12 protein-coding genes and 1 pseudogene are annotated in these 11,186 nt (G+C 64.9%); 5 read left to right on the top strand and 8 right to left on the bottom strand.

The genetic code is table 11. The features are described 5' to 3' along the window. Positions 1 to 130 precede the first annotated feature (130 nt). Complete coding sequence (locus GSQ92_RS08150) at positions 131 to 928, top strand: PP2C family serine/threonine-protein phosphatase (RefSeq protein WP_158805900.1); 798 nt, start codon at positions 131 to 133, stop codon at positions 926 to 928. A 243-nt stretch (positions 929 to 1,171) separates the two neighbouring features. Here the strand turns inward: GSQ92_RS08150 and GSQ92_RS08145 are convergent, their stop codons facing one another. From GSQ92_RS08145 to GSQ92_RS08110, 8 genes and pseudogenes are all read right to left on the bottom strand, one after another. Beyond that, a complete protein-coding gene (locus GSQ92_RS08145; protein WP_158805901.1) occupies positions 1,172 to 1,594 on the bottom strand; it encodes a cytidine deaminase in 423 nt (140 codons plus the stop codon). Positions 1,595 to 1,610: 16 nt separating this feature from the next. Continuing rightward, entirely contained in the window at positions 1,611 to 2,651 is a 1,041-nt protein-coding gene (recA, locus tag GSQ92_RS08140) for a recombinase RecA (RefSeq protein ID WP_158805902.1), read from the bottom strand. Between the two features lie 117 nt (positions 2,652 to 2,768). Continuing rightward, the gene (gene pncA / locus GSQ92_RS08135) at positions 2,769 to 3,392 is read right to left on the bottom strand and encodes a bifunctional nicotinamidase/pyrazinamidase (protein ID WP_158805903.1); all 624 of its coding nucleotides are present in this window, start codon (positions 3,390 to 3,392) and stop codon (positions 2,769 to 2,771) included. Beyond that, on the bottom strand, positions 3,389 to 3,913 hold the full coding sequence (locus tag GSQ92_RS08130) for a gluconokinase (protein ID WP_254065928.1): 525 nt from the start codon (positions 3,911 to 3,913) through the stop codon (positions 3,389 to 3,391). Before GSQ92_RS08130 ends, pncA begins: the two co-directional genes overlap by 4 nt. 32 nt (positions 3,914 to 3,945) lie before the next feature. After that, positions 3,946 to 4,146, bottom strand: a complete 201-nt coding sequence (locus tag GSQ92_RS08125; protein ID WP_158805904.1) for a hypothetical protein — start codon at positions 4,144 to 4,146, stop codon at positions 3,946 to 3,948. Positions 4,147 to 4,382: 236 nt separating this feature from the next. Further along, the gene (gene ychF / locus GSQ92_RS08120; RefSeq protein WP_158805905.1) at positions 4,383 to 5,477 is read right to left on the bottom strand and encodes a redox-regulated ATPase YchF; all 1,095 of its coding nucleotides are present in this window, start codon (positions 5,475 to 5,477) and stop codon (positions 4,383 to 4,385) included. Next, positions 5,477 to 6,055, bottom strand: coding sequence for an aminoacyl-tRNA hydrolase (pth, locus tag GSQ92_RS08115; protein WP_158805906.1), 579 nt, complete (start codon positions 6,053 to 6,055; stop codon positions 5,477 to 5,479). The genes ychF and pth overlap by 1 nt, the downstream gene beginning before the upstream one ends. Positions 6,056 to 6,172: 117 nt before the next feature. Next, positions 6,173 to 6,829, bottom strand: a pseudogene (locus GSQ92_RS08110) (50S ribosomal protein L25/general stress protein Ctc); the annotation flags it as partial. 361 nt (positions 6,830 to 7,190) lie between these two features. Here GSQ92_RS08110 and GSQ92_RS08105 point away from each other — a divergent pair. The 4 genes from GSQ92_RS08105 (at position 7,191) to dapB (ending at position 11,101) form a co-directional block, all read left to right on the top strand. Then, on the top strand, positions 7,191 to 8,327 hold the full coding sequence (locus GSQ92_RS08105; RefSeq protein ID WP_158805908.1) for a hypothetical protein: 1,137 nt from the start codon (positions 7,191 to 7,193) through the stop codon (positions 8,325 to 8,327). 82 nt (positions 8,328 to 8,409) lie between these two features. Continuing rightward, positions 8,410 to 9,468 carry a glycosyltransferase family 4 protein gene (locus GSQ92_RS08100; protein ID WP_158805909.1) on the top strand — a complete coding sequence of 353 codons (1,059 nt, stop codon included), beginning with the start codon at positions 8,410 to 8,412 and terminating at the stop codon, positions 9,466 to 9,468. Between the two features lie 124 nt (positions 9,469 to 9,592). Beyond that, positions 9,593 to 10,315 carry an acetoacetyl-CoA reductase gene (gene phbB / locus GSQ92_RS08095; protein WP_158805910.1) on the top strand — a complete coding sequence of 241 codons (723 nt, stop codon included), beginning with the start codon at positions 9,593 to 9,595 and terminating at the stop codon, positions 10,313 to 10,315. A gap of 30 nt (positions 10,316 to 10,345) precedes the next feature. Then, entirely contained in the window at positions 10,346 to 11,101 is a 756-nt protein-coding gene (gene dapB / locus GSQ92_RS08090) for a 4-hydroxy-tetrahydrodipicolinate reductase (RefSeq protein ID WP_158806092.1), read from the top strand. Positions 11,102 to 11,186 lie beyond the last annotated feature (85 nt).

Below are 11,186 nucleotides of genomic sequence, written 5' to 3'. Positions count from 1 at the left end.
CACGGTCGCCGCCCGCCATCACATGGGCTACGGCGACGGCCGCTATCCTGACCAGCAGGATCGCGCCTTTTGGGGAACCAGCTCCCACATAGCCGACGCCAGAACGGCTAGAGAATTGCTGTGCCGAGCCGTGAAAGACATCGACGACGCGACACAGCACTATATTGAAGGCGGTTCGACACTAAGCGCCGCCATCCTCACACCGGATCATAAGCTGACAACCCTGCAGATCGGCGACAGCCCCTTGGGTTACGTCTTGGTCAATAGAAGGACCGGAAAAGCCGACCTGCGCGATCTGACCGAAGACCAGAGTCCAGACGCACCGGCTGAGCTCGCGAGGATCAAGAGGCGGGGCGGTAAGGTCGAGCACGGCCGCCAGGTCAATGGTAACGCGGATCTTGCACTTGCTCGGAGCTTCGGCGACCGTGAGTTCGTCGGCATTACCGCCAAACCAACCATCCAGACGCTCGATCTGAATCAGGTTCTTGCCAATCCCGATATCGACGTCTTTGTGTTCTGTGCCAGCGACGGCCTGATTGAATGCAACGACACAAAAGATTTCGAGGCCGAGTTCAAGCCGGGAGACAAGTCCGCGGATATCGCGAGACGCTGTATAGACCGCGCCCTCAAGAGCGCGGAGAAGGCGGGGGTGAAAAAGGGCGACAATATCTCCGTCTCCATCGCTCGGCTGAAACGAGATTCCAAGGTCGCCACCTACATTGGCGTGGCCGACGGCCATGGCGAAAACGCCGCCGAGGTGGCGGCCACGGTGCGGTCCGGCATCCACCATGCGCTTCATGCGCGCGAGACCGAGTCTGGGACGAGCCGGCGACATCATGCCTCAGCAAGGCCTCGGCTGGCAGCGCCTGAGCAATTGGCTGCGGCAGCAACATCTGCTGGCGAGCAGACAACAGGTGTTACAGGTTGAGCTGATCGTTAGAGGCGGCTGTGAAGCAGCCTTGAGCCCCGTTGGCTCAGCGGCACCGAGGCCACGAATGGAGCGACCAAAAGTCGATCAAGAGATTGAAGTGTTCTGCGATGGAAGTGTGACGTTGCCAGCACGATACGACGTTCGCGGATAGCCCATTGCGATGCTAGTGTTGAGAGATGCCGCAGCGGGCGCCGGTGTCTAGCCTCATGACAGCTTCATCGACGCTCCGGAGCGAGGCGTCTATCGCCGGTAAGGCGAAGGCAGCAGCGCGCGCACCGGCAGCTTGATGGGCGCCAGCAGCCCCGGCAGGATCACCCGCGCTTCCGGGTCATAGTCCAGGATCATCTCCCGGCACGCGCCACAGGGCGAGACTATGGCGAGGCTCTGGTCGTCCTCTCCTGGCTTCGGATGGCGGATCGCGACTGCCGTCTCGATCGTTCCGTCGCCTTCGAGAATGGCACGACCGAGAGCCACGGCTTCAGCGCAGACCTGCAGCCGGCCGACCGTCGCGCCTAGATGAATACCCGTCCAGACACGTCCGTCCCGCCCGCGCAGCGCGGCCGAGACCATGTGCCAGAAGGGCCGGTAATGCCGCGCGAGCGTCTCCCGCGCGGCCGCGATCAGTTCGTCATCCGCCTCGGTAAGCGGTTCGGCGGGGTCCAAGGCCCCGGCATCCACGTCATTCGGCAGCCTCAGCTTCCTCCTCGGATGTCGGCTCGGCCATCATGGCATTGACCAGGATGCCTGACTGATCCCGCAGCTTATGCTCCAGCGCCTCGGCCATCTCAGGATGGTCGGTCATGAACTGCTTGGCATTCGCGCGCCCCTGGCCGATGCGCTGGCTGTCGAAGCTGAACCAGGCGCCCGACTTTTCCACCAAACCGCCCTTCACGCCAAGGTCGATCAGCTCGCCCATCTTGCTGATGCCCTCGCCATACATGATGTCGAACTCGACCTGACGGAACGGCGGGGCGAGCTTGTTCTTCACCACCTTCACGCGCGTCTGGTTGCCGACGACCTCTTCCTTGTCTTTGATCTGGCCGATGCGGCGGATGTCGAGGCGGATGGAGGCATAGAATTTCAGCGCGTTGCCGCCCGTCGTCGTCTCCGGATTGCCGAACATCACGCCGATCTTGAGGCGGATCTGGTTGAGGAAGATCAGCATGGTCTTGGATTTCGACACCGAGCCGGTCAGCTTGCGCAACGCCTGGCTCATTAGCCGTGCATGCAGCCCGACATGGCTGTCGCCCATCTCGCCTTCGAGTTCGGCGCGGGGCACCAGAGCAGCGACGCTATCGACCACCAGCACGTCCACCGCGCCCGAGCGCACCAGCGTATCGGCGATTTCGAGCGCCTGCTCGCCGGCATCCGGCTGGCTGATCAGCAGGTTGTCGACATCCACGCCCAGCTTGCGGGCATAGAGCGGGTCGAGCGCATGTTCGGCGTCGATAAAGGCGCAAGTGCCGCCGCGCTTCTGCGCCTCCGCGATGGCGTGCAAGGCGAGGGTGGTCTTGCCCGAGCTTTCAGGGCCGTAGATCTCGACGATCCGGCCGCGCGGCAGGCCACCGATCCCAAGCGCCAGGTCGAGCCCGATGGAGCCCGAGGGGATCACCTCGATATGCTCATCGCCCGTCCGGTCTCCCATCCGCATGATAGAGCCCTTGCCGAAAGCGCGCTCGATCTGCGCCAGGGCCGCGTCGAGCGCCTTGTTCTTTTCCATCGGGGTCTCCAAAAAACGGTGCCGAGTCGCAATCCGCGCTGTCCGAATCGGCCGGGCGCGGACACTGCCTAAATGTGAACGTTTAAGCAACACCGCATGGGGCGGCCTTCGTAAAGTCTAGCCGATAAGTTGTGAGATCGTTACGAAATTCGCACCCGCAACGGCCATATTGCGATGCGCCCGGGCCATCGAGCCATCGAGATCGATCGCCCGGCTGGCCTCCTCGATCACTTTCACGGTGAGCCCGAAATGGCGGCCGTCGCAGGCGGTCCAGCCGACGCAGAAATCGGTGGCGAGGCCGCAGACGACGACCTCCGTTATGCCCCGGCTGCTGAGCCAGCCATCGAGCCCGGTGCGCGTCTCGCGGTCGGCTTCCAGGAAGGCCGAATAGCTGTCGACCGCCTTGTGGTAGCCTTTGCGCAGGATCAGCCCGGCATGGCGGATATCCAGATCGGGGTGCAGCGCGGCGCCGTGGCTGCCCATGACGCAATGATCGGGCCAGAGGATTTGCGGACCGTAGAAGGCGTCGATGGTCTCGTAGACCTGCCGCCCCGGATGGCTGGAGGCGAAGGAGGCATGGCCGGGGCAATGCCAATCCTGCGTCAGCACGACATTGGCGAAGCGCTGGGCGAGACGATTGATCGGCTCGACGATCTCATGCCCGCGTGGCACAGCGAGCGCGCCGCCCGGCATGAAGTCGTTCTGCATATCGACGACGAGCAGCGCCGCATTCGGCGTCATGCCGCATCCCGTGCGGCGAGGGCCTTCAGGACATTCGTCACCACCTCATCGGGCGGCGGCCCCATCTCGATCGTCACGGCGGCCTCGTCGGCGCCCGGCTCCTCCAGGGTTGCGAGCTGGGTGTCCAGCAGGCTCGCCGGCATGAAGTGGCGCGTGCGGTGCTGCATGCGGTCGAGCAGCAGCGCCCGGCTGCCCTTGAGGTAGACGAAGAGCACATCGTCATGCCCGGCGCGCAGCACATCCCGGTAGCTGCGGCGCAGCGAGGAACAGGTGACGATCCCCTCCATACCGTTTTGCCGCCAGGCCGCGATCTTTCCGGCGATGATGCGCAGCCAGGGCCAGCGATCCTCGTCGGTGAGAGGCGTGCCAGCGGACATCTTGGCGATATTGGCGGCGGGATGAAGGTCGTCCCCTTCCAGCATCTGCAGCCCGAGCTTTTCGGCAACCCCGGCGGCGATGGTCGATTTCCCGCTGCCGGAAACGCCCATGAAGATGAGGGCGGTGGGTCGGTCGGCCGTCACGGCGGCTCCTGTCGCAATGGGTCGCGGACGGCTCAGTAATGCGCCGGCACCGGCTTCACGCCGGCTTCGATTGCCCGCTGCTCTACGCGGCGAAGCAGTTCACGCTTCTCGGGCGTGCGGTTGAGGCCGCTATTGCGCAGCGCCTCAACCCCGGCCGGCGTATCAGTCATGCCGAGCGCCTTCTTCCGCGCATCGACTCGGGCCAGCAGATCTTCAAGCCTGATCGTCTTCATGTTTCGAAACCTCCGACCGTCTCAGGGCTCCAGCAGCCCCAGGTCGCCACCTTCGTCGCGTATTCGTTTAGAGAGATAAGCGATGTCCAACCCGTCTGCCAGCCGGAACAAGGCCCGAGCTTGCTCAAGCCCCGAAGTGTCGAACGCGTTCCCGGCAGAATACTGAGCGAGGCGATCCGCGATCATATCCTCGATCGCGGGGAGGAGTATCGCGTCGTCTTTGGCATGGCACTCCGTCACACGTTGAAGCGGAACAGCAAGACGTCGCCGTCCTTTACCACGTATTCCTTACCTTCGATCCGCAGCTTGCCGGCCTCGCGGGCGCCAGCCTCGCCTTTGAGTGCGACGTAATCGTCATAGGCGGTGGTTTCGCAGGCGATGAAGCCGCGCTCGAAGTCGCCGTGGATGGCGCCCGCGGCGCCCGGCGCCTTGGTGCCCTTCAGGATCGTCCAGGCCCGCGTTTCCTTGGGACCGACCGTGAAATAGGTGATGAGGCCCAGCAGGCCATAGCCTGCGGCGATGACGCGCGCGAGGCCGCTTTCGGTCAGGCCCAGACCCTCCAGGTATTCGCCCTGATCGGCCTCCGGCAACTGACTGACTTCGGATTCGATGGCCGCCGAAACCACGACATAAGCCGCGCCTTGCCGCGCCGCCATCTCGGCGACCTTGGCCGAAAAGGCATTGCCGCTCGCGGCCGAGGCTTCCTCGACGTTGCAGACATAGAGCACCGGCTTGGCGGTCAGCAGTTGCAGCCGCTCCGCCGTGCGGCGATCAGCCTCCGGGATCGCCGTGCGCGCCGCCCGGCCTTCGGTGAGCGCCGCGATGATGGGCTCCACTAGAGCAAGTTGGGCGACGCTGTCCTTGTCGCCGCCGCGCGCCCGCTTCTGCAGGCCGATCAGCCGCTTCTCCAGGCTTTCGAGATCGGCGAGCATGAGTTCGGTCTCGACCACCTCGGCGTCGCGTACCGGGTCGATATCGCCCTCGACATGGGTGATGTCGCTATCCTCGAAGCAGCGCAGGACGTGGATGATGGCATCCGTCTCGCGGATATTGGCGAGGAACTGGTTGCCGAGGCCCTCCCCTTTGGAGGCGCCGCGCACGAGACCGGCGATATCGACGAATTCCAGGCTCGTCGGCAGAATCTTCGCCGATTTCCCGATGGTGGCCAGAATTTGCAAACGCGCGTCCGGCACCGCCACGCGGCCGACATTCGGTTCGATCGTGCAGAACGGATAATTCGCCGCCTGCGCCGCCGCCGTCGCCGTCAGCGCGTTGAAAAGCGTCGACTTGCCGACATTGGGCAGGCCGACGATGCCGCAGTTGAAACCCATTACGATACGCTCCGCATCTTTTGCGCGACGGCTGTCATGAAATCTTCCGGCCGGTCCTCGGCCAGGAGCGGCGCGTCATCCGCCACGGCGTCCAGGAAAGGGATCAGCCAGTCGCGGTCGCCGGCGGAAAAGTCGCTCAGCACATGGCCCGTCACGCGGTCCTTGTGGCCGGGATGGCCGATGCCCAGCCGCACCCGGCGGTAATCCGGTGTCCCGAGCATCTGGTCTATGCTGCGGAGGCCGTTATGCCCCGCCGCTCCGCCGCCCTGCTTCACCCGCAGCTTGCCAGGCACCAGGTCGAGCTCGTCGTGGAAGACCGTCATCGCCGCCGGTTCGATCTTGAAGAAGGCTGCCGCCGCCTGAACCGATTGGCCGGAGGCGTTCATATAGGTCAGCGGCTTGAGCGCCAGCACGCGCGCGGTGCCGACGCGGCCTTCGGCGATCAGCCCTTTGAAGCGCGGCCGCCATGGCCCGAAGCCATGGCGGATCGCGATGACGTCGAGCGCCATGAAGCCGATATTGTGGCGATTCCGGGCCATCCCCGGATCGGGATTGCCGAGGCCGGCCCAGAGCAGCATCGCAGCGAAGCTAACCCTGTCCGGCCTGGCCAGCCCTTATTTCTTCTTCTGCGGTGCCTTCACGGCCGGGCCAGGGGTCGAGCCCTTGGCGGCAGCGGGTGCGGCACCTTTCGCGGCGCCGCCCTTGGCGGCCACAGCGGGCTTGCCGCCAGTCGGGGAGGCGGCGACGGCGGCGGCGGCATCCTCGGCCGCATCGGCCTCGGCCTGCTGCGTGGGCGGCGCGACCGTGGCGACTACGAAGTCACGCTCGACGATGGTCGGGCGCGTGCCCTCGGTGCCGCGCAGGTCCGAGAAGCGGATGTTGTCGTTGATGTCGAGTTCGCTGAGATCGGCATGGAAGGCTTCCGGCACTGTCTCAGGGTCGGCATAGACCTCGACCGTGTGGCGGACCACGTTCAGCACGCCGCCGCGCTTGATGCCGGGGGACACCGTGTCGTTCTCGAAGATCACCTGCACGGCAACGCGGATCTGCTCGCCGGGGGCGAGGCGCTGGAAGTCGACATGCTCGGGCTGGTCGCTCACCGGATGGAACTGCACGTCCCGGATGAGGGCGCGCGTGTTCTCGGTGCCGAGGTTCAGCTCATACAGACGCGACCGCCAACCACCGCGATGCAGCTCCTTCATCACGGCGCGCGGCTCGAGCGAAATGAGGGTCGGCGCCTGCGAGGCACCATAGATAACCGCGGGAACTCTCCCCGCCCGGCGTGTCGCGCGCGCTGCCCCCTTACCTGCCCGCTCGCGCAGCTCGGCCGGAATAGACGTAAACTGGGCCATAACCTGCTCCTTGGGTAAAACACTAAAAACGCCGGCCTCCAGGGGTGCCGACGTTCCGGGCGCGATGTAGCGGAAGCGAACAGGACGAGCAACCGCTAAGGGCCGCACGGCTGCCTCAAGCGGATCGCGCTTAACGGTGACTTTCTCGTTGCGGAACTTTTCGGCCGCGGTTTAAGTCAGATTCAACGAATAAATCGTTTCGGCGTCGCGAAAGCATAGCGCCTTCCGATGCTGGTTCCTGCTGCCTGATTTCCCTTCAAGAGGAGACTGGCTATGCCGGGTTCAGTCCATTTCGCCAAGGAACAAGACCCGCCTGGGGGGCACGCCGATACTGCTCCCGCTGGTGCCGAGGGGCGGTAGCATGTTTGGCAGTGCAATACTTGACGTCGGGATCGGGCTTGTCTTCGCGTTCCTTGCCGTCAGCCTGATCAGCAGCTCAATTGCCGAGGCGATCAATTCGCTCTTCAAGATCCGGTCAAGTTCTTTGCTGGGCGGGATCAAGGACCTGGTAAATGATCCCGAGTTGCAGGGCCTCGCCAGGGTGCTTTACGGCCACGCCGCCATCAATCCGCGCGGCTTCCTGCCGCCGCTTTCCGCCCCACTCGTCGCTCCGGTGGCGGCGCCGGCCGCTGCGCAGGCAGGCGCGCCAGACGCTGCCCTGGCGCATGTCGTTGACGCCGCGAGAGCCGCCGCTGGTGCCGCTGCCACCCGGGCCGCTGCCCCGGGTCCCGTGCCGGCCAGTTGGGGATGGCAGTGGGCCCAGGGGAAGATCGTGGAGGTGTGGCGCGGCGGGACGCGCCTGCCCGCCTATGTCAACAAGATACAATTCGCCAACGCCCTGCTCGATGTCACAGGACTGAACGCCGCCAGCAGCGCCGCCGCTGCTGCGCCCGGACCCGAGGCGGTGCGTAACCTCAAGGCGGCGCTGGCGGCCGGACTGGCGACGATTGGCCAAGTGGATCCTCAGGTGCAACAGCTTCTGGAGGGGATCATCGACCGCGCCGAGGGTGATATCAAAGAAGTCCGGACCGAGGTCGCGGACTGGTTCGATAGCGCTATGGACCGCGTCGGTGGCGCCTTCAAACGCTGGGCACAGCTTCTAACCTTCGTGATCGCTCTGCTCGTTTCCGCCCTGGTCAATGTCGATACGATCCATCTGGCAACCTCCCTCTGGAGCCATCCCGAGCTAGCCGAGCAGTTGAAGATACCGGACAGCATGAAGCCCACGCTCTTCGCAAACCCGACGAATCTCGCTGATTGGGCCACAGCCGCGACTGGCATGATTGGGCCGCTAGACAAGACGCTGCCGGTCGGCTGGCCGCCGGGCAGATGGGGCTCAGGCTTCACTTTGGAATCCGTGTTGGGCTGGCTGGTGACCGCATTCGCGACGCTGTTCGGCGCACCCTTCTGGTTCGATACGCTTCAGGGCTTCGTGCGTCTCAAAGGAGCCGGTCCTAGCCCGCAGGAGAAGACGGACAAGACCGCCGCCTCCGCGTAAAGTCCGGCCATGCCTGAGCGGTGCGGCTTGCCCGACGTGCGGCCATCCGCCATGGTCCCGGCCGCTCACCGCCTCGGGCCGCATGACACTTCACGCCTCGATCCGCCACCTGGTCTTCCTCGCCGGCCTGGCGCTGCTCTCGGCGGCGGTCGTGCGGGTGATGATATCCGTCGGCTTCATGGACCACCCGAGCGAACGCAAGGTGCATGGCGCGCCGGTGCCCAAGATGGGCGGCGTCGGTATCGTGGTCGCCTATCTCCTCGGCATCGCGATCCTCTATCGCTACGCCGGCTTCGCCCGCATCGCGGATCCTTATTTCCGCGGCATGATCATGTCGTCCTGCGCCATCGCGCTCGTCGCCTTCCTGGACGACCTCTACGACTATCCCTTCGTCATCAAGCTGGCGACGCAGGTGGTCGCGGCGCTCGCGGCGGTGGGCAGCGGTCTCTATGTCGGGCTGTATCGCGTGCCTTATGTCGGCGGCGTCGATGTCGGGCCGCTGGCGATCCCCTTCACCCTGTGCTGGATCCTCTTCGCGACCAATACGATGAACTTCATCGATGGGCTGAACGGGCTCTCCTCGGGTACCGCGCTCATCACCTGCGTCTTCCTCAGCATCTTCGCGGCCCATGCCAATGGCTGGTTCACCTATCTCGCGGCGGCGCTGCTGGCGGCGGGCATCCTTGGCTTCCTGCCGTTCAACTATCCCCGTGCCCGCATCTTCATGGGTGATGTCGGCAGCCAGTTCTGCGGCTTCGTGCTGGCCATGCTCGCGGTCGCCTCCTCCCGATTCCAGACCCAGGAACTATCCTTCGTCCTGGTGCCGATGATGCTGGCGGGCGCGCTCTACGACGTCGCCTTCACGCTGGTGCGCCGCCTGTCGCGCGGCGAGAACATTACCCAAGCCCATCGCGGACATCTTTTCCATGTCGCGCACCGCGCCGGCATGGACCCGCGGCTGATCACCCTGATCTATTGGGGCTTCGCCCTGTTCGGCGCGGCCTCGGCCTGGTGTTTTCTGGCCGCGCCCTCGCCCTATAAGCCGCCGATCGTGCTGGTGCCGCTGCTGCCGCCGATCATCTGGACTTTCTATGTCGCCCATCGCGCCCGGCGGGCCGAGATTGGTCGATGGTCGCGATGAACCGCCTGTGCGGATCCCGAACTTCCCCTACATTGTCTTAAGGCCCGCAGAAGGCCGCATGGCCGCGCGGGACTGGAAGACCGGCGAGAAACGTCGGAACCGGGAACAACAGGGAGGCTTAACCATGGCTCGCGTCGCATTGGTCACCGGAGGCACGCGCGGCATCGGTGCCGCCATCAGCGTGGCGTTGCATAAGGCGGGGCGAAAGGTCGTGGCGAATTACGCCGGCAACACGGCCGCCGCCGAGGCCTTCACCGCCGAGACCGGCATCCCAACCATCCGATTCGACGCCGGCGATTTTGCCGCCTGCGAGGCGGCGGTCGCGCGGATCATCGAGGAGCACGGCGCGATCGAGATTTTGGTCAACAACGCCGGCATCACGCGGGACGGCACCATGGCGCGGATGAGCCGTGACATGTGGGATCAGGTGATCGACACCAACCTCGGCTCCTGCTTCAACCTCTGCAAGCTGACCTTCGACGGGATGAAGTCCAAGAAATTTGGGCGCGTCGTCAATATCGGCAGCATCAACGGCCAGGCGGGTCAGTATGGCCAGGTGAACTACGCCGCCGCGAAGTCGGGCATCCATGGCTTCACCAAAGCCTTGGCGCAGGAAGGCGCGCGGTTCGGCATCACGGTCAACGCCATCGCGCCAGGATATGTCGATACGGAAATGGTACGGGCCGTGCCTGAGGATGTGCTGGTGAAAATCGTCGCCCGGATCCCCATGGGCCGACTCGGCCACGCCGAGGACATCGCCCGAGGCGTCGCTTTCCTTACGGCCGACGAGGGCGACTTCATCACCGGTTCGACGCTATCGATCAACGGCGGCCAGCATATGTACTGATGATAAACATATAATGATGTCTTTATGTCTCTGAGGATCGGCATCGCCGGCATCACCGGCCGCGTCGGCAAGCTGCTGGTCGAGGAAGTGGCGGCCGCCGGCGCCGTGCTGGCCGGTGGCACGCGCGGGTCGGGCGGCGGGGAAGCGCCGCTCTTCCCAAACGTCGCCGCCCTCGCGGTGGCGAGCGATGTCGTGATCGACTTCACCCGTGCGGCGGCCGTTCAACAGCACGCCGCTGTTTTGGCCGAGGCCCTTACACCTTGGGTGCTCGGCACCTCGGGCTTGTCGGCGGCGGACGAGATGGCCGTCAGCGAGGCGGCGAGGCGCGTCGCGATCGTCTATGCCGCGAATTTCGCGCCGGGCGTTACAGTCGTCGAAGCCCTGGCCGAGCGGCTGGCAGCCGCCCTGCCGCCGGAGAGTTACGACGCTGAAATCGTCGAAATGCATCACCGGCAAAAAGTCGACGCGCCCTCCGGCACCGCGATCGCGCTGGGCCGCGCGGTGGCGCGCGGGCGCGGCGTGGCGCTTGAGCAGGTCATGCGGAGCGGGCGGGACGGCCATTCCGGCCCTCGCCCAACTGGCGAGATTGGTTTCGCCGCTTTGCGGGGCGGCCAAGTGGTTGGGGAGCATAGTTTACTCTTTGCGGGAGCAGATGAGCATATCGCTCTCATACATCGGGCCTTTGATCGCAGAGCCTTTGCGACAGGCGCCGTGCGCGCCGCTGCCTGGATAGCCACGCGGCCGCCCGGCCTTTATTCCATGCGGGATGTTCTGGGTCTTCACTAACCGCCGCTGTATTGACCCCCTAGCGGCTTTCGGCCAAACCCCCTGCGCGCCGCCCGGTGCGAACTATCCCTGTGGTCTGGAATCA

Origin of the sequence: Acidisoma sp. S159 (assembly GCF_009766125.1) — a bacterium.
Lineage (GTDB): Bacteria > Pseudomonadota > Alphaproteobacteria > Acetobacterales > Acetobacteraceae > Acidisoma.
The sequence above is the reverse complement of the archived record's forward strand: the minus strand, read 5'-3'. Positions and strand labels throughout refer to the sequence as shown.

Excerpts from the sequence above, each read along its gene's own strand:
- GSQ92_RS08100 (WP_158805909.1), top strand. The coding sequence starts at position 8,410 with ATGACACTTCACGCCTCGATCCGCCACCTGGTCTTCCTCGCCGGCCTG.
- recA (WP_158805902.1), bottom strand. The coding sequence starts at position 2,651 with ATGGAAAAGAACAAGGCGCTCGACGCGGCCCTGGCGCAGATCGAGCGC.
- GSQ92_RS08125 (WP_158805904.1), bottom strand. The coding sequence starts at position 4,146 with ATGAAGACGATCAGGCTTGAAGATCTGCTGGCCCGAGTCGATGCGCGG.
- pth (WP_158805906.1), bottom strand. The coding sequence starts at position 6,055 with ATGCTGCTCTGGGCCGGCCTCGGCAATCCCGATCCGGGGATGGCCCGG.
- GSQ92_RS08105 (WP_158805908.1), top strand. The coding sequence starts at position 7,191 with ATGTTTGGCAGTGCAATACTTGACGTCGGGATCGGGCTTGTCTTCGCG.
- pncA (WP_158805903.1), bottom strand. The coding sequence starts at position 3,392 with ATGACGCCGAATGCGGCGCTGCTCGTCGTCGATATGCAGAACGACTTC.
- phbB (WP_158805910.1), top strand. The coding sequence starts at position 9,593 with ATGGCTCGCGTCGCATTGGTCACCGGAGGCACGCGCGGCATCGGTGCC.
- ychF (WP_158805905.1), bottom strand. The coding sequence starts at position 5,477 with ATGGGTTTCAACTGCGGCATCGTCGGCCTGCCCAATGTCGGCAAGTCG.